Here is a 22,871-nt window from a genome sequence, read left to right on the forward strand (position 1 = left end):
ACCTACCGTATAGATCACCTTTTAAAAATCTCAATTTTTCAATTTCAATATTATTTTAAATCAAATCGATCTAAATCCATAACTTTAGACCAGGCTGATACAAAATCATTAACAAACTTTTCATTAACATCTTCTGAAGCATATACCTCAGCAACTGCTCTTAATTCTGTATTAGAACCAAAAATAAGATCAGCTCTAGTACCTGTGAATCTAGTTACTCCTGTTCTACGATCACTACCTTCAAACAGTGTGTCATCCTTAGATATAGGTTTCCAAGTATAAGTAAAATCTAAAATATTCTTAAAGAAGTCATTTGTTAATGCATCCTCGCTATCTGTAAATACACCATTTTTGGAACCATCATAATTAGCGCCTAACACTCTTAAACCTCCAACAAGAACTGTCATTTCAGGAATAGATAATGTTAGTAACTGAGCACGATCAATCAATAATTCTTCTGCAGCTAATTTTAAATCACCTCTTAAGTAATTTCTAAATCCATCAGCTAAAGGTTCTAAATGTCCAAATGATTCTACATCTGTTTGTTCTTGAGAAGCATCTCCTCTACCACTTGTAAAAGGCACGTTTACATCGAAACCAGCATTTTTAGCTGCTAGTTCTACACCTACATTACCTCCAAGAACAATTAAATCAGCTATAGAAACATCTCCAGAAAAATCTTTTTGTATACCTTCATAAACACTTAAAACTTCTGATAAAGCTTTAGGATTATTTACTTCCCAGCTTCTCTGTGGTTCTAAACGAAGACGTCCTCCATTAGCTCCTCCACGATTATCAGAACCTCTAAATGTAGAGGCAGATGCCCAAGCTGTAGTAACTAATTGCGAAACGGTAAGACCAGAAACCGAAATCATATTTTTTAAAGATGCAATATCCGAATCTTTAAGGCTCTTACCTGCTGGAATTGGATCTTGCCATATTAGTTCTTCACTAGGAACTTCTGGACCTAAATAACGAGAAACAGGCCCCATATCTCTATGTGTCAATTTATACCACGCTCTAATAAAAGCATCTTCAAACTCTTCTGGGTTATTACGAAAACGCTGAGAAATCTTTAAATAATCAGGATCCATTTTTAATGCCATATCGGCATCGGTCATCATTAAAGCTTGTCTCTTCGAAGCATCACCTGCAGTTGGTGCTGTAGGAGCTCCAGAATCCGCAGTTGGAGTCCATTGATTTGCTCCTGCTGGACTTTTTGTTTGTTCCCAATCATAATCTAATAACACTTTGAAATAATCATAATCCCATTTATCCGGATTAGGTGTCCAAGCACCTTCTAAACCACTAGTAATCGCATCATCCAACACTCCTGTTCCATACGTATTTTTCCAACCTAAACTCATCTCTTGAATAGAAGCTCCGTGTGGTTCAACACCCACATATTTATCTGGGTCTGCAGCACCATGAGCCTTTCCAAAAGTATGACCTCCAGCTGTAAGCGCAACAGTTTCTTCGTCATTCATCGCCATTCTACCAAACGTTTCTTTAATAAGTTTAGCCGTCCCTAATGGATCAGACGAGCCATTAGGACCTTCTGGATTCACGTAAATTAACCCCATATGAGCCGCACCAAGATACCCTTCGAGATCACCATCTGCGAAACGTTCTTTATTAGCTAACCATTCTGTTTCATCACCCCAATAAACATCTTGTTCTGGTTCCCATACATCTGCTCTTCCTCCAGCAAATCCAAACGTTTTTAAACCCATAGATTCTATTGCGCAATTCCCTGCTAGAATCATTAAATCCGCCCAAGAAATCTTTTCACCATATTTCTGTTTAATCGGCCATAGCAGTAATCGCGCTTTATCCAAGTTTCCGTTATCTGGCCAACTATTTAACGGTGCAAAACGTTGATTACCTGTACCTGCTCCTCCTCTACCATCACCAACTCTATAAGTACCCGCACTATGCCATGCCATTCGGACCATTAAACCTCCATAATGACCATAATCTGCAGGCCACCAATCTTGAGAGTCTGTCATTAAAGCCACTACATCTGCTTTAAGTTCCTCATAATTAACACTATTAAATGCCTTCGCATAATCAAAATCATCACCCATAGGATTAGACTTTGATCCATTTTGACGAAGAATATTTAATTTTAATTCATTTGGCCACCAATCACGATTTGTGGTACCTTGACCAGCAGAGGCCTTAGCAGTTCCGCCCATAAAAGGACATTTACTAATATCGCCCTCACCATTAATATTGTAACTTCCTGTGTTATCCATAATTTTATCGAGTTTTAAAGTATGTCTTTCCAAATTTAATGAATTGCATTTCTATTACATATAGATTAATTATATATTTAAATGAATTAACAATAAATAAAATCTATACCATATGAATTAAAACAAAACTTGCGTAACCGAATGATTACATTTATATTTGTAACCAATCAGTTACACATTAATAATGAGAAGAGATGTTTTTCAAGCCATTGCAGATCCCGTTAGAAGAGATATTATCTCTTTACTGGCAGAACAAGCACTATCTATTAATGCCATTGCTGAAAAATTTGATATTAGTCGACCTGCTATCTCTAAGCATATAAAGATCCTAGAAGAATGTGGAATTATATCAATAAATAAAAAAGGTAGAGAAAGATATTGTCTAATTCAGCCTAAAAACCTTGTTCCTGCATTCCTATGGATAGATCAATACAAAAATTTATGGGAAGAAAAATTAGACTCTTTTGAAGAATATTTAAATAAACTACAATCTAAAACCTAAACAATGAATGATTTAAACAAACGCACATTATCATTAAGTAGAACCTTTAATGCACCAATAGAATTAGTTTGGCAAGCTTGGACACAACCTGAACATATAGCTCAATGGTGGGGACCAAAAGGAATGAAAACTAAAGTTATCTCTCATGATTTTAGTGTTGGAGGAACATGGAAATATTCAATGTTAATGCCTGATGGTAATGAATTTATCTCAGAAGGTGTCTACACCGAAATCATAGAGCACAAAAAAATATCGTCATCTGCTAATTTTAAACCAATGACAGAAGGAGTAGAAATACAAGCGCTATTTGAAAAGAATGGAGATAAAACTAATTTTACTTTTAATGTAGTCCACCCTACCGAAGAATATTGTCTACAACAAGAAAAAATGGGCTTTATGAACGGTTGGGGATCTGTTTTTGATAGACTTAAAGAATTTGTTGAAACCATATAATATTAATTATCAAACAGTTTTTATTATTTACATTACAGTAGTAATTTAAATGTAAGATATCCTTATTAGCCATTTCTTCTGTATTCTAAAAAACTATACCTTTAACAAAAATTGCTAAACCTAAGATATAACAACAGGTATTAAAGTGTATGGAAAAAGAAAACTATTCGGAAATATCTTCAAGTGACAATAAAAAATATGACACCATAATTATTGGATCTGGTGCTGGTGGACTTTCTTCTGCAATTTGCCTAGCTCGTTCTGGTCAAAAAGTTTTAGTACTAGAACAACACGATGTTCCTGGAGGATGGTGTCATAGTTTTTATCTTAAAGGATATCGTTATACTCCCGGAGTTCATTATGTAGGTCTACTAAATAAAGGAGAATCGACCAGTACACTTTATGAAGGCTTAGGAATTGCAAATGATATTTCTTTTTTTAGAATGAATCCTGATGCTTATGAACATTGCTGGATTGGTGATAAGCGAATTGATATGCCTGCAGGATACGAGAATATCAAAAAAACACTAAGTAAAAAATTTCCTGAAGAAGAAAAAGGAATCTCTAGTTATTTAAAACTAGTTAGTGATGTTTGTTATGAATTACAATTAATTCCCAAAGTAAAAGGCTTCTGGGCACACCTAACCATACCATTCCGAACTAAAAACATGGGTAAATACAGTGTATTTAGTTTACGAAAAGTGATTAAAAAACATATTAAAAGCCCATTACTTAGAGCTGTCTTAAACATACAAATTGGTGATCACGGATTACCACCAGGACAAGCAAGTTTTCCATTACATGCAGCGGTTATGGGACATTATTCTAGTGGTGGTTATTACCCAATTGGTGGTGGCGGTGCTTTGGTAAAAGCAATGACAAAAGCACTAAAAAAACATCAAGGAGAAATCAGAACTAGTCAAAAAGTAAAACAAATCTTATTAGAGGGTAACAAGAAAAAGAAAGCGATTGGGGTACAATTAGAAAATGGAGAACAAATTTTTGCAAAAAGAATTATTTCTAATGCCGATCCAGGAAAAACATTTATTGATTTAATAGGGAGAGAGCATATTAGTAAAAAGCTTAATAAACGTTTAAATAAAACGAAATACTCTTGTACTTCATTAATGTTATTTCTAACAGTTGATATGGATATGCGCAAAGCAGGTTTAGACTCTGGGAATATTTGGATGATGGCTCACGAGGATCTTGATACTATATTTGAAGAAACTCAAAAAATTAATATTTTAGAAGGTGATACGTTTCCTGGAATGTTTATTAGTTGCACTACACTTAAAGATCCTATAAGTTTTGATGGTAGGTACCATACTATAGAAGCCATTACTTATATTAACCACGAATCCTTTAATCAATTTAAGAATGAAGATAGTAGACGTTCTGAAGCCTATTTAGATTTTAAAGATCAATTAATGTCTAAGATGATTAAAACTCTAGAGGCAGTTATTCCTGGAATAAAAAGCAACATTGTACAAAAGGAATTGGGAACACCGATTACCAATGAATATTATATAAATTCTACCAATGGCTGTGTTTATGGAACAGAAAAAAGTTTTTGGCAAATAGGACCTTTTGCATATAAAGCAAAAAGCGAAATAGAGAATCTCTATTTATGTGGAGCCAGTGTTTTATCTCATGGTGTTGCTGGAGCTGGTTATTCTGGTGTGGAAACTGCTGCAAAAATTCTAAAATGTAGACAAGAAGATCTTATACAGCCTGATGATTCTCAAGAAATTAAAATTTATGAAGCAGAAGATGATTCTGAATATCCTGATTGGATGAGGAAAAAGATTAAAGTTAAAAGGGATCGTCTAGCAGCTGGAGTGGATGGGTTTCCTGAAACTTTATCTTAAAAAAAAATATTTCAAATTAAATATAAAATTCTTTTAATAAAAAAACGGATCAATTTGATCCGTTTTTTTATTCTTTTATACTTTTGAACTATCCTTTTAGCCAAGAATTTCGTAATTCTAATTGTGCTTTTGTTGGATTTTCTATATCACTTAAAGCTTTACCTTTAGTATAGGATTTGGTAAGATTTGTTTTTATTATAATTTCTTTTCCTTCTCTATCCAATTTTACCTCTACCTCATCACCAACTTTCCATTGTAGCGTTCCTTGTAAGACAGAATTTGCATTTAACAAAGTTAATTCTGTTCCATTGATCTCCTTTATTACATCAAATGGCTGTACTCCATTATCCGCCCAGAAACTATTTTCAGTAACTTCTTCTGTAAAAAATATAGTTTTCTTATCCTGATCTCCTCCAACTATTATAGAACTACCGTTTCTTACATAATCTGTTTCAATATTTTTTTCACCCACTGAAAGACCTACTTTCCTAAAAAAATCGTTATAATTAATAGGAGTATCTCCAACCACATGTGTATTTAAGAACTCTCCAATAGATGGATAGGTCATTTCAACGATTTCTTCAATTATTTTATCATCCTCAAAAGGTTTATTCTTACCATATTTTAGGGATAGTTCCTTCATTAGAGATAAAATACCTCGATTTCCTTTGCTTTCTTCTCGTATAAGTATATCAATACACATACCTATCAAAGCTCCTTTTTCATAAACATTTGCATAATTCTTTGCATAAGGTTCATTTAATATGTTTTCACTCATTACAGTAAAACTCATCGCATCATCATATAAGTTAGCAGATTCAATTTTACCCATCATCTTAGTATAAAACTCTTCTTCTCCAACTAAATCTTGGTTTATCTGAAAAACACTAGCAAAATACTCTGTAACTCCTTCATACATCCATAAATGTTTAGAAAAAGTAGGATCGTTATAATCGAAATAGTGTACATCTTCTGAGTGAACACTTAAAGGTGTTACGATGTGAAAAAACTCATGAGATACTACATCTATCATTGCAGATGCCAATGCATCTTCTGGTATAGCTTCTGGCAATACGACTACAGTAGATGTGTGATGCTCCAATGCTCCGAAACCGGTAGGAGCAGTCTGCGACTGAGGCGCCAGATATAAATAAATATCATATCTTGGAGTACTATCAATATCTCCCAAATACTTTTTCTGGGCCTTCATCATTTTAAAAACAGTTTCTTTAATTCCAGCTGCAGTGTATGTTTTGTTTGGAGAATATACGCTTAAAACGATTTTAATTCCTCCTACTTCAAACTCTTCTACATCTAATTTACCGTACATCATAGGGTTGTCGGTAATATCAAAATATCTTGCAGCAAAATATTTATCAACTGTAACCGTACCATCCTCGCTTTTTTCAGAGCCAACATTTTGTAAAGCAGAAGTTCGTTGCATTGTCGTCGGAGCTTTTACTTCTAATGCATATTGGTTGTTTTTTAAAACATCAAAATAACCAATAAACCCATGTAAGTTTAACACAAAATTATCTTCTTCAATATTAGTGCCAGAGGGAGAAAAAGGTGTCCCTACTCCAGTATTCTCGATATCATAAGTATCATTAACGTCATACACAATCTTATCCAATTGTTTCGCATTTGCGATCAGCCAAGTATTAGTATCAACCTTTTCCGTTTTCAGTTCAGCTCCATTATAATCTAATGCTCTAAAACCATCTACAAACTTTCCGAAATCACTAACTGCATATGTTCCTTGGACAACCTTTGGAAGATAATATTTAACAGTATCTTGTATAAACCTTCCGGGATTAATAACCACAGGAACTTTATCATCTGTAACCTGAGTTAAATCAACCTCTGTAGTTATTGGAACTTTAGAAGCAATCCCATTTTTTTGATTAACTGATCCACATCCAATTAGCATGACGCTAATGGTCAATGACAATAATACTTTTTTCATTTATTCAATTGTTTATAATGCTAGACGCAAAAAATTAGTGAGCGTTACAACTTTGGTCATGCAAAATATATAAATTGTATAGACTTTAACCTATTTTTGGGCATTATTTACTTATACCTATCACTTTGGATATTAATATTGATACAACCAGAATACGACTTTCTGAAGATCTTAGATCATTTAACCTATCAAAACCTACCATAATATTTTTACACGATTCCTTAGGGTGTATAGAACTTTGGAGAGATTTTCCAAACAAAATAAAACAGTCTACAAACTTTAATGTACTTTCTTATGATCGTCAGGGGTATGGAAAATCAGAAAGGTTTTCAGAAACTAAAAGAAGCAAAGATTATCTTAAAAAGGAAGCTGAAATATTAGCACGATTAATTGATACCCTAGAGTTAAAAAAAGTTATCCTTTTTGGTCATAGTGATGGAGGCACTATTGCATTACTTACAGCTTCTTTATATCCTGAAAAAGTAACTGGTATAATTACCGAAGGAGCACATGTATTTGTAGAAAAAGAAACTTTACAAGGAATTCGCAAAGCCAAAATTGCCTATAAAACAACCAATCTAAAAGATAAGCTGACTAAATATCATCGGAATAATACAGAGGATGTATTTAGAATGTGGACGGAAACTTGGTTATCTCCCTCTTTTCTGGATTGGAATATTGAAAACTATCTTTCAAACATACAGTGTCCATCTTTAATTATTCAAGGAGAAAATGATGAGTATGGAACTTTGGAACAAGTCTACAGTATTGTTCGAAAAACTTCTGGAAAATCTAAGTCCTTAATCATCCCTAATATTGGGCACACTCCGCACAAAGAAAATTCTGAAGTAGTAATAGACAAAACGACAAACTTTGTCCTAAATTTATAAATTCGTGGCAATACACTACTCCTAAAAAACCTGAAATCTAATATTTCAGTAATTAAATCTCTATTTTTGAGTTGTCATATCTTATAAAACTCAAAAAATATATTATGAACTTCATCAAATCATTTTTTATTATACTGTTTTTGGGCTCAGTATTAAATGCCCAAGAAAATTTAGAATATCAAAAACCCGTAAAGGAAATCCTAGATTTGGTAGATGTCCCACTCGCACCATCTATACGTATTGATCAGAAAGGAGAACATATGATTTTTCTATATCGAGATGGATATAAAACTATCGCAGAATTATCAGAAAAAGAAATGCGCTTGGCGGGATTAAGAATTAATCCAAAAACAAATATTTCTAGCCGTACTAGTTACTATAATAATATTAAAATAAAGAAAATAGATGGAGAGCCTGTACAAGTGACTGGATTGCCAACTAAGCCTAGAATATCAAATATATCTTGGTCCCCTAATCAAACCAAAGCCGCATTTACAAATACAAGTGGCAATGGAGTTGAATTATGGATTTTAGATATAAAAAATAATAAAGCTAATAAGATAACAGATGCCACATTAAATGCTAATATTGGTTCTCCGTTTAGATGGTTTAAGGACGATTCTTCTTTATTAGTAAAGTTTCTACCTAATAAAAAGAAAGATCTAATTAACGTAGATGAAGCAATTCCATCCGGACCTACCATTTCTATTAGTGAAGGAACAAAAGCACAAAATAGAACATATCAGGATCTTTTAAAAAATCCAAATGATGAGTATAATTTTGAGCAACTAGCAACTTCAGAAATATTTAAAGTAAATCTTGATGGTACTAAGAAATCTTGGTCTAAAACAGGAATGATACGTAATTATTCTTTTTCTCCTGATGGAAACTATGTAATGGTCACTGAAATAAAGAAACCATTTTCGTATTTAGTTCCTTATTATCGTTTTCCTCAAGAAACTACTATTTATAAAAGTACTGGTGAAGTTTTTAAGACTATTAATAAAGTTCCTATTGATGAAGTACGCCCTAAAGGTTTTATGTCTGCTAGAACCGGAAAAAGATCTATTAGTTGGAGAACAGATAAACCATCTACTCTAATTTGGGCGGAAGCCTTAGATAAAGGTGATCCAAATATAGAAGTTGAATATAGAGATGAAGTTTTTCAACAAGATGCTCCTTTCGAAAGCACACCAAAATCAATACTAAAAACAATCAATAGATATAGCGGAATTCAATGGAGCTCAGATAATAACATAGCTTTTGCTTATGACTATTGGTGGAATACTAGAAATACGAAAACGTACGTTTTTAATCCAAACGAATCCTCTGAAAAGCCCCAAATAATACATGATAGAAATTATCAAGACAGATATAATGATCCTGGAAACTTCGTAACTGCTAGAAATGAATTTGGACGTTCTGTAGTAGACATTAATAAAGGAAATGTATACTTAATGGGAGATGGTTATACTAAAGAAGGGCAATTTCCTTTTGTTGATCAATTTAGTATAAAAGGTAACACTACTAAGAGGGTGTATACTTCCTCATATACTGACAAAGTAGAAAACATCTATTTCGCAACTAATATAGAAAAAGGAGAATTTCTTGTAGGAATTGAATCACCTAGTGAATATCCTAACTATTATATAAGAAATATAAACGCTAAGGACCAAGTAAAACAAATTACTAATTTTGCTAATCCTTTTGCGGCGCTACAAGGTGTGCATAAAGAAGTTATCAAATATAAAAGAGATGATGGATTAGAATTATCGGGTACCTTGTACTTACCTATTGGATATGATAAAACAAAAAAGGAAAAAATGCCAATGATTTTATGGGCATATCCTGAAGAATTTAAAGACAAAAAAAGTGCTTCACAATCAACTTCTAACCCCAACGAATTTACTTATCCTTGGTGGGGCTCTATGGTGTATTGGGTTACCAGAGGTTATGTTGTTTTAGATGACGCTTCTTTCCCTATTGTAGGAGAAGGTGATGAAGAACCTAATGATTCTTTTAGAAAACAATTAGTCGCTAATGCAAAAGCGGCAATTGATGCAGTAGATAACTTAGGTCTTATTGATCGAAATCGTGTGGCTGTAGGTGGACATTCATATGGAGCTTTTATGACAGCTAACCTATTATCACATTCTAACCTTTTTGCTGCTGGTATTGCTAGAAGTGGTGCATATAATAGAACACTAACACCTTTTGGATTTCAAAGTGAAGAAAGAAGTTATTGGGAAGCTCCTGAAGTTTATAATACAATGTCGCCGTTTATGCACGCTGATAAGATGAAGACTCCTCTTCTTCTTATACACGGAAAAGCGGATAATAACTCTGGAACGTATCCATTGCAAAGTGAGCGTTATTTTAACGCCCTAAAAGGATTAGGGGCGACGGCAAGACTTATAATGTTACCTAAAGAAAGTCACGGATACAGAGCTAAAGAATCTATTTTACATCTTTTATGGGAACAAGATCAATGGCTTGAAAAATATGTAAAAAATAAAAAATTAGAAATTCCAGAAGGAACCAACTAATTATTTATAATGCTGTCAGAGAAATATCGTTTTTTCTGACAGCATTTATCTTTAAAGACTAAGGGATTAGATTTTTAGAAATGATATCCCTAAGATCATTCTTATTTAATGGCTTATTGATGATATCATTCATTCCTATTGCCAAACACTCTTCTTGTACTTCTCCCAACTCGGCAGCTGTTAGCGCAATTATAGGTGTTGTTTGATCAAACTCTCTAATTCTTTTAGTTGCCTCACTACCATTAAGATATGGCATATTAAGATCCATTAAAATGAGGTCAAAATCCTCCTTTTTAACCATTTGTATAGCATTAAATCCATTCTCTACTATAACACAATCGTATCCTATTAGACTTAATAAATTCTTAGTAACTATTTGATTAATCTTATTATCCTCAGCTACTAAAATTCTTCGGTATACATTAGTTGCTCCATTGTTTCGATCACTCGAAGACTGATCTTCTCCTTCTTCTAAAATCTCCAATTCTAAATCAAAATGGAATTTTGTACCTCTACCCTCATTACTTTCTAGATAGACATTACTGTCCATCATTTGTAATAAGTTCTTTACAATAGAAAGTCCTAAACCAGTTCCTTCTAAATTATTTGATTCTCTATCTACTTGAGAAAATTTCTCAAACACAAAGTCCTTTTTATCTTCTGGGATTCCAACACCACTATCCTCTACTTCGTATCTAATCTGTATTGTGTTATTTTCTTTACTTAATATTTTAATTCTAAGCCATATTTTTCCATTCTCCGTAAATTTTGATGCATTTCCTATAAGATTAATCAAAATTTCTGATAACCTAAGCGAATCAACATTAAGCGAACTTGGCAAATCATTCGGCACCTCTAAAATAAGTTGGTTATCTTTACTTTTAGCTTGATACTCAAATGAATTGAGCAAATTTTGAGAAAGTTTAAATAAATTTGTTGGAGTTTTTGCTAATCTTACCTTATTAGATTCTATTTTACTAATTTGCAACACATTGTTTATCAGGTTTAAAAGATAGTCTCCTGAAAACTTTAATGAACCTAATAGTTGTCGATGTTTTTCCAATACATCTTCATCTTCAAGCAATAAGGAGGTAATTCCTACTACCCCATAAAGTGGTGTTCTTAGTTCATGACTTACTGTAGATATAAACTGAGATTTAACCTGAGTAAGCTTTTCCGCCTCGGCTTTTGCCTCTACAAGCTCTACATTTTTATCTTTTAATACGTCATTTAATTTTTTCTTTGATCTATATCCTATATACAGAAAGAATGCAGTAGCGAATAAAAATATCAATCCCGCAACAGAAATGATATTAATAGTTCTATTGTTTTTAGCCATTTTGGTCTGGTATTCTCTTTCCGTTTTTGCTATTTCTAATTCACGCTCATACTCATCAACACTAAAACTAACTCTTGCGACTTCTATTTGCTTCAAGGTTTCCTTGTTATAAACCTTATCCTTATACTCTTGATAACGTTTAATATCTTTATAAGCTTCTCCTAATTTACTCTGTTTTTCATACATTTCTGCTCTAGCTTCATAAATATATGATAGCTCTAATAACATATTATGTCTTTCAGCTATTCGGAGGGATTCTTGGAAAAACTCTTCAGCTTCTTCCAGATTATCTTGACCTAGCGCTAATTTTCCTTTTAGATAATACACCTCGCAATATCCTTCTACATCTTTATTTTCTACAACTAATTTTTGGGCTTCTTCTAAATAAGGAATTGCTTTATCATATTCTTTTGCATCCACATAGGTCCAAGCTAAATTAATTATAGGAGTCATATACTCTTCAGAATTATTGAGAAGTTTCCCTAATTCTGTAGCATTATTATAATAAATCAATGAGTTTTCTAATTCTTTATAACCATCAGAATACACATTTCCTAAACCATTATTATTCCATAAAATCAATAATGAATCATTTGCTTTTTCAGCATACTTTAGTGACTTTCTATAATATTGTTCCGCATTCTTATAATCAACTAATATTTGATAATTATATGCCATTAAATAATATGCTTCCGCTTTATAATGATCATCATCTAATTCATGAGCATAATTAACAGCTTTAATAGCATATTCTAATGATTCTTTAACCTTGTACTCGAATGTTAAATTATTCGATGTTTCAATTAAATATTGTAAACTATCATTAACAGGGAACCTGGATTCTTGCTGACCATAAATCAGAAGTGGAATAGAGAATATTAGATATACAAATAATAATTTTTTCCTCAAAATATGCAGTTTTGATTAACTAGCAGAGATACTAAATTAAGCTATAATTTACCAACAAAAGTGATTAATATTCTATGTTAATTTACTAAAAAAAGTACAATATGTATTGATTTATTGTTTCAATATTAAAATAAACAAATAAATGACCGATGGTTTTCACTTTTTTCTTGTAGTAATATAAATCCCAAAAATTACAATCCCTGCTCCTATTATTTGAAGTACAGATAAACTTTCTTCTAAAATAAAAAATGCTAATAATATTGTTGATACAGGCCCCAAACTACCTATAATGGCAACATTAGAAGCTCCTAAACGGGCGATTGCCCAAGAAATAAGATATGATGGAATTATTGTAGAAAAAAAAGCCATTAAAACACTAAGCACATATACCTCCAAAGAATAGCTTAAAATATCACTTCTATCAAAAATTAGATATTGAGAAATAATACATAAAGAAGATATAATCATGGCATAAGAGGTAAAAACAACTACTCCAAACTTTGGAATTAACCAGCCACTACCCACCAAATAAATAGCATACGTAAGTGCACTTAAAAAAATTAGAGATACTCCCGAAAGAAGGTTCGGAGTATCTAACTGAAGTTCTTGCCAAAATGTAATTAATACTCCTATATATGTAATTAGTATAGCAACTAATTGTTGTTTCGTTATTTTATGTTTTAGAAATATTCTAGAAATTACTAGCACTAAAGTTGGATATACAAATAAAATTATCCGTTCTAACCCTGCTTTAATATATTGTAATCCAAGAAAATCAAAATAACTAGCTAAATAATATCCAATAAAACCAAAAAACACAATCCACAAATAATCTTTCTTTTTGATCTTTTCTAGAGAAGAGGGTTTATTAAACTGTGCTATAATTATATAAACCGGAAGAGAGAATGACATCCTAAACAACAACAAATGTTCCGAAGTCACCTGATATTTATAAGCCATTTTTACCATGACTGCTTTTGCAGAAAATAACACAACACCAATAATAGCTAGTATTATACCTAATGAGATTTGTTTAGATTTTTGCATTCGGTAAAATTAATCACAATATCTCTTGCAGGTATTACACACATCTAGCAAAATTACGATGTCCAACAAAAAACCTCCTGAAAGTTTTCAAGAGGTTTTTCTATAAAAATAGTATCTAAATATTTTATACATTAAATAAGAAGTGCATTACATCTCCATCATTCACAATATATCCTTTCCCTTCTACTCCTAATTTTCCAGCTTCTTTTACTTTAGATTCACTTCCAAAAGAAACGTAATCATCATATTTAATAACTTCCGCTCGAATAAATCCTTTCTCAAAATCTGTATGAATAACACCAGCTGCTTGGGGAGCTGTAGCACCAATAGGAATTGTCCAAGCTCTTACTTCTTTTACGCCCGCTGTAAAATATGTTTGTTGATTTAACAATTTATAGGCAGCTCTTATTAAAACTGATGACCCTGGCTCTTCTAACCCCATATCCTGAAGAAACATTTGTCTTTCTTCATAATCTTCGAGCTCAGTGATATCAGCTTCTGTTCCGACAGCAAGAATAATTACTTCAGCATTTTCTGTTGATACAGCTTCCTTTACCCGTTTTACGTGATCATTACCATTCACTGCAGCACTTTCGTCTACATTACATACATACAATACTGGTTTATCAGTTATAAACTGCAATGGTTTTACAAACTCTGCGTGATCATCTTCAGAAACTTCAATAGCCCTAACTGAAGATCCTGCCTCCAAACCATCTTTTAACTTTAATAATATTGCTTCTTCTTTCTGTGCTTCTTTATTACCAGTTTTAGCGGCTCTCTTTATCTTATCTAATTTCTTTTCGAGAGTTTCTAAATCTTTTAATTGTAATTCTATATCTATAGTTTCCTTATCACGAATAGGGTCTATTGAACCATCAACATGAACAATATTGTCATTATCAAAACAACGTAGTACATGGATAATTGCATCAGTTTCTCTTATATTTCCTAAAAACTGATTTCCTAAACCTTCTCCTTTACTAGCTCCTTTTACTAATCCAGCAATATCAACAATTTCTACAGTAGCAGGTATAACACGCTCAGGGTTTACCAGTTCTTCGAGTTTTTCCAATCTTGGATCAGGCACATTAACAACACCTATATTAGGTTCTATTGTACAAAATGGAAAGTTCGCACTTTGCGCTTTCGCATTGGATAAACAATTAAAAAGTGTTGATTTTCCTACGTTTGGTAATCCAACTATTCCTGCTTTCATATTAATATAACATAATAGCAAATATGATATTTGCTTGAATTTTTGAGAGTGCAAAGATAACGGTATTAACGCATAGTATACAAATACTAGTTAAAGAGATTCTATAATTAAAATAAATATTAGTAATCAATGTATATCATTGAATCCTTCATAATATATAACTATACAAAATGTTCTCCTTACATTTTTGTAATTTTACAATACCAAATAGATAAACCTATGAAAACGTTTAACAACATTATTGTAATAATTCTATTTCTTTCTGGCTTTATAACATATGGTCAATCTAAAGAAGAAGAAAATAATAATGAAGAAGAAAAATCGACAGAAACTAAACCTAAAGAGAATTCTTCTGAAGAAGTAGTGACAAAAATTATTAGGATTAAAGGTGCTAATGGAGAAGAAAAAGTAATTAAACAACAACAAGTGATTACCAAAAAGAGTGAGGTTACACTTAATCCAGATGAAGAAGATGACGAAACTAATAGAACGGCAGTTTATAAACCTCAAAAAGTTTCTGTGAAAAATGCTGGAACTACCTCTAATGAGAGAATATATAGTAGTGTTCCTGATGGCACTGGTTATATATTAACACTTATTGACGAGCAAGGAGAAAAAATATCCAAAGCGAAACTACTTTCTAATGGATATTATATAATAAACAGTGGTATTAAAGATAATTGTTTAGGACATTTTGATGAGGCAAAAAATCTAGTTCTAGAAACCTATGATACCGTTAAGGATTCTGTTATTACCCTCACCTATAAATTAAAATAGGGTTGTTTTTTTCTTGATTTAGATTAAAAAGATAATTGTTTATACGATTTCAAAAAAAAGCTAAAATTCTAACAGAAAACTAATATATCCTCTTGACTATATTTAAAATAAAAGAACCGCTTAACTAAATTAAGCGGCTCTTTAAAACTATCAAATCAATTTATATTAATTGTCAGGAGATACCTGTAAATCTCTAATCAATACCTGACCGTATACATTAGAATTCTCATGGCTACTACTAGTTGATTGTAAATAACAACCTGCTTTAAAGTAGTTCTCATTAGCATTACCTATATCTACAGATTCAAACAATTCTGCTATTCTATTACCACTATTATTTAAGTTATACAGTCTCACAACTCCATTACTCATAGTTAACTCAAAATAGTATTCAGTATCCATTTGCATATTAAAATTAATGGTTCTTCCACTTCCTTCTATCTCTTCAGTAACATACCCTAATATTCTTAAATCAACAGATCCTGAGTTTTGTCCACTACTTCCTTGCACCTGAACTCTAATAACATCATCGTAAGAATCATCTCTCTCATGGATTTGACCAAATGCTAATTTACCAGAAGGTGGTAAATCTTCAATCTTAAATCTCCATTTCATAGAGTGTTCCGTATTAGTATTACCATTCCAATACCCATCTCCACCATTAATTATTTCTCTTAACTCAGATCTAGGGTTACTAGATCCTCCTGATGTAGGATTTCCTGGGTAACATCTAAAGGCCGCAAACCCATCCTTTTCGAAAAAGAAATGACTTTCATTTTTACTTGCATTATCAGCATAGTTTAACCCATTATCATTACTCCCAACACTTAGATTTCCACTAAAACCATTTAATTTCCAACCACTACCGATAATACTAGATGCAGTTCCACCTGTTGGTGGTGGAGGTGGATTAATAGTACCTCCTACTTCGGTAAAAAACCATTTTTGACTATCCCATCCGCTATAAGCCCATTGATCTGCATTACTTCCATTAGATGTCCCTCCTACTCGTAAACTTTTTCCACTATCTCTATTTTTTAATCTAAAATATCCATTCCCCACAGAAAGTATTTGCCACTGTTGATGTGTTGTTCCTTGATAAGCCCATTGCTGAACATTAGCTCCGTTAGAATTATTGCCTCCAGAAACCTCTAATGATTTACCACTATCTACCCCTTTTAAACGTACGTAACCATTACCAACAGAAAGTATTTGCCACTGTCTATGGGTAGCACTGGTGTTAGCATCTGTTCCCCATACTTGAAGATTTGCACCATTATTGTTACTTCCAGCTGCAATATCTAATGTACGGCCACTTTTTAAGTTTTTAATAGTGTAGATTTTTCCAACAACAGGTGTAGCCTTTGCTTCGAGAGTTTGATCATTAATAATAGAATCCTCAGAATCAATAAATTCTTCATTTTCACAAGAAATTCCAACCAATACTAAAGTAAAGGCCAAGAAAATTTTAGTAAAAAAATGCAAACCAGATGCACTTTTTTTTCTACGAAAAGTTTTCATAATTGTTTGTTTTGAATTATTCATAATATTTGTGTTAAATATTTGGTGTACCAATAATAAAATTGGTCAACCAATTTAGTTATCACAATAGTAAGAATTTAATTACATAACTCAAACGTTTTCGTAAAATATTTATAATTTATTATCAATATTGTTAATATTTTAACCCAAATAAGATCGAATTCACATCTTTTAAAACCAAATATTAACATAAATGTTTTTAAACCAATTCGATAAGCCATGGAAAATTACGAATGAACTATATGATTATAACAGCATCATATATATAAAAAAGACCGCCTAATTATTAAGCGGTCCTATACACTTTATTTTAAAACAAATTAATTATCTGGAGATACCTCTAAATCTTTAATCAATACCTGACCATAAACATCAGAGCTTTCATGACTACTACTTGTTGATTGTAAATAACAACCAGCTTTAAAGTAATTTTCATTAGCATTACCTATATCTATAGATTGAAACAGCTCCTCTATTCTATTACCATTATTATCAAGATTATATAAAGTAACAACACCATTACTCATGGTTAGTTCAAAAAAGTACTCTGTATCTAATTGCATATCAAAATCAATTGTTCTTCCCTCACGATCTTCAACCTTCTCAGTTACGTACCCTAATATTCTTAAATCTACTTTTCCAGAGCTTTGTCCACCATCTCCTTGCACCTGAACTCTGATTACATCATCATAAAAATCATCTCTCTCATGAATTTGACCAAAAGCCAACTTCCCAGAAGGTGGTAAATTTTCTACTTTAAATCTCCATTTCATAGAGTGTTCTGTATTGGTATTACCATTCCAATACCCGTCTCCTCCATTAATAACCTCTCTCAATTCGGATCTAGAGTTACTTGATCCTCCAGATGTAGGATTCCCTGGGTAACATTTAAATGCTGCAAATCCATCCTTTTCGAAAAAGAAATGACTTTCATCTTTACTTGCATTATCTGCATAATCTAATCCGTTATCATTACTACCAATATTCAAAGAGCCTGTAAATCCATTTAACTTCCATCCAGGACCTATAATATTTGCTGCACTTCCTCCCGGTGGCGGAGGTGGACCTTGTGGTGTTGCATTAACAACTCTACTAGCGGAAACATTGCCCGAATTATCCACTGTCACTGCATTAAATGAATAAGAAGTACCATTAACCAAATCATTAATAGTCACACTTTCTCCAAAAGAAGTTACCTCTCCTCCATCATATGTAATTCGCACATTATTAAAATCAGAATCTCCAGGATTATTCCAATTTAAAGCAACAGAACCATTTCCAGGTATTGCACTTAATCCTGAAACTGGTCCTGGAGGCGTTGTATCACTATTATCGTCCTCGTTACCATAAATTTCGGTTTCTATAATACTATTCCAACTGTTTTTAGAATTACCAAAACTAGATATTCTTACAAACCTTGCCTCCACATCGTCAAAATCAAAAATTTCTAATCCTTCTGTCGTTCCGCTACTTCCACTAGTTTTTGCATCAAATACTGTGCTTAATGAAGAAGTAGAGTTACCAACTCTAATTTTAAAATAAGCTTCTCTTTCATCACCTTTAAACCAAGCAATTTTTAAACTTGACACAGTTTTTACCGTACCTAGATCATATGTAATATACTTACCTGTATAGCCATTAGATGACCACCGTGATTCTGTGTTTTCAATTTCACCATCTACTGTATTTTCAGGCCCATATCCAGTTTGATTTCCATTCGCAGAAACACTAATTGGTATTATCTGACCTGGAGCAGTTGGTCCTTCTATCAAAGTACTATTAAGACTGAAGTCGTCAAATCTAACATCTCCACTATTTCTGGTTCCTAGTATAGTTACTAAAGAAGCATTACCACTATTAAAGGTGATAGTAATCTCTTCAAAATCATTTGTATCAAAATCATTTGACTGTCCTGCTACAGAAAGTTCTCCATTTCCTTTTACCCAAGCTTTCAGAACATAATCCGTATTTCTACTAACATCAACCGTTTGCTCTATTTTACCAGAAGAATTAGATACTTTACCTGATTTAGACCCCGAATTTTCATCGCTTGAGATCGCATAATAGTCTGGATCTCCCCAATTAACTTCTCCAAGTTCAAATCCAGGGTTTTGAATTGGTATAGAAATCCTAACTTCTGAATCTCCTTTTATAGTTTCTAATAGTTCATCACTAATCTCTTCATTTGTACAGCTTGTCACTGAAATGAATAGTATTAAAATAAAAGCTGAAATAGAAAACAAAAGGGGAGTTTCTTTTCTAATAATTAATGTTTTTTTCATTGTTAATGATTGTTTTTAATGCTTACGCTTGTTAAAAGTTATAGGTTAAATTTAAAATGGTAAACCAATTAAAAAATTGGTCGACCAATTTTTGTGCAATGATAATAATTTACACCAAACGCACAAACGCTTTTATAAATTAAACGGGGAAAAAACACCTAATTATTAAAAGATTAACAAACTCATACATACTTTGTTAAATTTAACAAAATGATCAAGAAGCTATTTTAATAAATTGTAAATGAGGTGTTTAAATTTAAAATCCAATTAAATTTTTCCAGAGTGAATTTAACAAGTACTTAATTAAAGTTTTAACCGTATAACCTAAACGAGTACTAAAAAATAGAATTCGTAGCCAATTAAATAGTATTCGTTTACATCTTATGGTAATCAACTTTGTTCTAATTCTATAATGTTCTGCAGTAGATACCACTTTAAAAAAATCTTTAAAATAGAATATTATCAATAAAACTAGATACCAAAACTCAACTTATAATAAATACGATGGCTAGGCATAAAATCTAGATTAATTGAATATCTTTAATTGCTAAACCAATAAATATATTCACATGAAAAAACTCGCACTCATTTTATTCAGCTTATTTACAAGCTTAACTTTTAGTCAACAAATTATTACAGGAACAGTAACTGATACATCAGGATCCCCTATTCCATTTGTTAATATCACTGAAAAAGGTTCGGATAAAGGAACTATAACTGATGACGATGGAAAATATACCATAGCAGTAAATGAAAATGCAATTTTAGTATTTAGTTTTGTCGGTTTTCAAACTCAGGAAATTACTGCAGGCACAACCGATAAAATAGATATTACCTTATTAGAGGGTGAAGCCCTTAATACTATTATCGTTGTAGGTTCTAGAAGCCCGAAACGCACAGCAACGGATACTCCTGTGGCTGTTGATATTATTGATATGCAAGATATTGTAACTAAAAGTGGTAAAATAGAAATTAATGAACTATTACAATACTCTGCTCCTTCTTTTAATGCGAATAAGCAATCTGGTTCTGACGGTGCAGATCACATTGATCCTGCTAGTTTAAGAGGTCTAGGTCCAGATCAAACTTTAGTATTAATCAATGGAAAAAGAAGACATAGTTCTTCTTTAATCAACATTTTTGGAACTAGAGGTCGTGGAAATTCTGGAACGGACCTTAATACAATTCCTGCTACCTCAATAAAACGAATTGAAATTTTACGTGATGGCGCCGCGGCGCAATATGGTTCTGATGCAATTGCAGGTGTTATAAACATTGTACTAAAGGATAATATTGATAAACTAAGTGGTAGTATTAGTTACGGAGCTTATAACACAAATGCTAAAGGAAATTTTCCTGATGGTACGCCAAATACAGACGGGAATCGTTTGGACACTGAGAATGATGGGAATAGAATCGCCGATGATAAAAGTTTTGATGGTGGTTCTGTTAAAGTAACTGCTAATTACGGTGTTGGTATTGGAGAAAAAGGATACGTCAATTTTACCACAGAATATTTAAGTAAAAATAAAACGCTTAGACCTGGATTTGATTTTAGAAGAGGATTTGGAGAAGCTGCCATTGATGGTTTTAATCTTTTTGTAAATGCTAATGTTCCCCTTTCAGAAAAAACAGAACTATATGCTTTTGGAGGAAGAAACTATCGAGATACAGATGCTTTTGCGTTTACTCGTAATGGAGGCGAACGCGTGGTAACTGAAATTTATCCTAATGGTTTTACTCCAAGAATAACTTCTAACATTATTGATAATTCAATTTCTGCTGGAGTACGAACTGTAACAGACAACGGTTGGAAAATTGATCTAAGTAATACTTGGGGTAAAAACAATTTTCACTATTTCATAGAAGGTACATTAAATGCTTCATTAGAAGAAAATTCGCCTACAGAATTTGATGCAGGAGGGCACAGCTTAAGTCAAAACACTATTAACTTAGACTTTTCTAAGTATTATCCAAAAATGGCTCAAGGTTTAAACCTTGCATTTGGAGCAGAATACAGAACTGAAAACTTCGTCATCTTTGCAGGAGAAGAAGGTTCATATGCTACTTATGACATAAATGGATTAGCAATTACCGATCCGGCAACGCAAACACAACCTATAGATCCTGATAGTGGAGAATTAAGACCAGGAGGCTCACAGGGGTTTCCAGGATATAGTCCTGCTAACGAAGTAGACAGATCCAGATCTAATTTATCTTTATATGCAGACGCAGAATTAGATATTACGGATGTGTTTCTTTTAGCTGGTGCAGCAAGATTCGAAAATTATAGTGATTTTGGAAGCACTATAAATGGAAAATTAGCATTACGAATTAAAGCTTCTGATAACATTAATATTAGAGGTTCTGTAAGTACAGGGTTTAGAGCTCCATCATTAGCACAAATCTATTATAATCTTAGGTTTACTGATTTCCAAGGTGGTATTGCGACAGAAACATTGTTAGCTCCTAACAATAGCCAAGTTACCGCTTCTTTCGGTATTGACAGATTAAAAGAAGAAACTTCTTTAAACGCCTCCCTTGGTTTAACAGCTACACTAGGAGATTTTTCTGCTACAGTAGATGGGTATTACATAGACATAAAAGATCGTATTGTTCTTACTGGTACTTTTGAAGCTACAGAAATTGATAATGTTAATGAAGCTCAGTTTTTTGCTAATGGAGTCGATACAGAAACTGTAGGTATGGATCTTGTACTCTCCTGGAAAGGGAATTATGATTTTGGAACATTATCTGCGTTATTAGCAGGAAATGTAAACAATATGTATATCACAGCTGTAAATACTAATTTAGATACTGATATTTTCTTTGGAAAAAGAGAACAAGCATTTTTACTGGCCTCTGCTCCAAGAAGTAAATTTGCATTAAACCTTAATTACAATACGGAAAAATTTAATGCTGGTCTTGGTTTGACTCGTTTTAGTGATATCACTCTCGTAGATTTTGTAGACACAGAAGATGAATATGGGGCAAAAATAACCGCTGATCTTACCTTAGGTTATAAGTTATCAGACCAATTAAAACTAACCATTGGAGGTAACAATATCACTAACGAATATCCTGATCAACAAAATGATGGAGAAACCGAAGCTGGTGGATATTGGGATGCCGTTCAAATGGGATTTGGTGGAGCCTATTATTATGCTAGATTAGATTTTAGCTTCTAAATGGTTTAAAGTTGTATTATCAATCACAATAAAAAGAGTCGGAAATGATTTGACATCAAAGTCATTGTTTTCGACTCTCTTT

14 protein-coding genes are annotated in these 22,871 nt (G+C 32.6%); 7 read left to right on the plus strand and 7 right to left on the minus strand.

The window, feature by feature from the left end; translation table 11 throughout:
* Positions 1-50: 50 nt before the first annotated feature.
* Positions 51-2,258 carry a catalase/peroxidase HPI gene (gene katG, locus H526_RS0103455; protein WP_051335951.1) on the minus strand — a complete coding sequence of 736 codons (2,208 nt, stop codon included), beginning with the start codon at positions 2,256-2,258 and terminating at the stop codon, positions 51-53.
* Between the two features lie 184 nt (positions 2,259-2,442).
* On the opposite strand from katG, the gene H526_RS0103460 reads away from it, so the two are divergent.
* The 3 genes from H526_RS0103460 (at position 2,443) to H526_RS0103470 (ending at position 5,084) form a co-directional block, all read left to right on the plus strand.
* On the plus strand, positions 2,443-2,760 hold the full coding sequence (locus tag H526_RS0103460; RefSeq protein ID WP_027391709.1) for an ArsR/SmtB family transcription factor: 318 nt from the start codon (positions 2,443-2,445) through the stop codon (positions 2,758-2,760).
* Positions 2,761-2,763: 3 nt separating this feature from the next.
* The gene (locus tag H526_RS0103465; RefSeq protein ID WP_027391710.1) at positions 2,764-3,213 is read left to right on the plus strand and encodes an SRPBCC family protein; all 450 of its coding nucleotides are present in this window, start codon (positions 2,764-2,766) and stop codon (positions 3,211-3,213) included.
* 149 nt (positions 3,214-3,362) lie between these two features.
* Entirely contained in the window at positions 3,363-5,084 is a 1,722-nt protein-coding gene (locus tag H526_RS0103470) for a phytoene desaturase family protein (RefSeq protein WP_051335952.1), read from the plus strand.
* Positions 5,085-5,172: 88 nt separating this feature from the next.
* On the opposite strand, the gene H526_RS0103475 is transcribed toward H526_RS0103470, so the two are convergent.
* Positions 5,173-7,050 (minus strand): M61 family metallopeptidase, encoded by a 1,878-nt coding sequence (locus tag H526_RS0103475; RefSeq protein ID WP_027391712.1) that lies wholly within the window; start codon positions 7,048-7,050, stop codon positions 5,173-5,175.
* Positions 7,051-7,175: 125 nt separating this feature from the next.
* Between H526_RS0103475 and H526_RS0103480 the strand changes: the two genes are divergently transcribed.
* Complete coding sequence (locus H526_RS0103480; protein ID WP_081415534.1) at positions 7,176-7,940, plus strand: alpha/beta fold hydrolase; 765 nt, start codon at positions 7,176-7,178, stop codon at positions 7,938-7,940.
* A 104-nt stretch (positions 7,941-8,044) separates the two neighbouring features.
* On the plus strand, positions 8,045-10,486 hold the full coding sequence (locus H526_RS0103485) for an alpha/beta hydrolase family protein (protein ID WP_027391714.1): 2,442 nt from the start codon (positions 8,045-8,047) through the stop codon (positions 10,484-10,486).
* A 58-nt stretch (positions 10,487-10,544) separates the two neighbouring features.
* Here the strand turns inward: H526_RS0103485 and H526_RS0103490 are convergent, their stop codons facing one another.
* The 3 genes from H526_RS0103490 to ychF all read right to left on the minus strand — a co-directional run bounded on the left by H526_RS0103490 (position 10,545) and on the right by ychF (position 15,000).
* Positions 10,545-12,734, minus strand: coding sequence for a tetratricopeptide repeat-containing hybrid sensor histidine kinase/response regulator (locus H526_RS0103490; RefSeq protein ID WP_027391715.1), 2,190 nt, complete (start codon positions 12,732-12,734; stop codon positions 10,545-10,547).
* 156 nt (positions 12,735-12,890) lie between these two features.
* Positions 12,891-13,781, minus strand: a complete 891-nt coding sequence (locus tag H526_RS0103495) for a DMT family transporter (protein WP_027391716.1) — start codon at positions 13,779-13,781, stop codon at positions 12,891-12,893.
* A 124-nt stretch (positions 13,782-13,905) separates the two neighbouring features.
* Complete coding sequence (gene ychF, locus H526_RS0103500; RefSeq protein WP_027391717.1) at positions 13,906-15,000, minus strand: redox-regulated ATPase YchF; 1,095 nt, start codon at positions 14,998-15,000, stop codon at positions 13,906-13,908.
* A gap of 219 nt (positions 15,001-15,219) precedes the next feature.
* On the opposite strand from ychF, the gene H526_RS0103505 reads away from it, so the two are divergent.
* Positions 15,220-15,777, plus strand: a complete 558-nt coding sequence (locus H526_RS0103505) for a hypothetical protein (RefSeq protein WP_027391718.1) — start codon at positions 15,220-15,222, stop codon at positions 15,775-15,777.
* Between the two features lie 165 nt (positions 15,778-15,942).
* Here H526_RS0103505 and H526_RS0103510 read toward each other — a convergent pair whose 3' ends face one another.
* Together H526_RS0103510 and H526_RS30565 are read right to left on the minus strand one after the other, a co-directional pair.
* On the minus strand, positions 15,943-17,298 hold the full coding sequence (locus tag H526_RS0103510; RefSeq protein WP_035084223.1) for an RICIN domain-containing protein: 1,356 nt from the start codon (positions 17,296-17,298) through the stop codon (positions 15,943-15,945).
* Positions 17,299-17,639: 341 nt separating this feature from the next.
* The gene (locus H526_RS30565) at positions 17,640-19,601 is read right to left on the minus strand and encodes a polysaccharide lyase family 7 protein (RefSeq protein ID WP_051335953.1); all 1,962 of its coding nucleotides are present in this window, start codon (positions 19,599-19,601) and stop codon (positions 17,640-17,642) included.
* Positions 19,602-20,170: 569 nt separating this feature from the next.
* Between H526_RS30565 and H526_RS0103520 the strand changes: the two genes are divergently transcribed.
* Positions 20,171-22,789 (plus strand): TonB-dependent receptor, encoded by a 2,619-nt coding sequence (locus H526_RS0103520; RefSeq protein ID WP_027391720.1) that lies wholly within the window; start codon positions 20,171-20,173, stop codon positions 22,787-22,789.
* Positions 22,790-22,871 lie beyond the last annotated feature (82 nt).

The sequence above is a fragment of the Aquimarina latercula DSM 2041 genome (assembly GCF_000430645.1).
Classification (GTDB): domain Bacteria; phylum Bacteroidota; class Bacteroidia; order Flavobacteriales; family Flavobacteriaceae; genus Aquimarina; species Aquimarina latercula.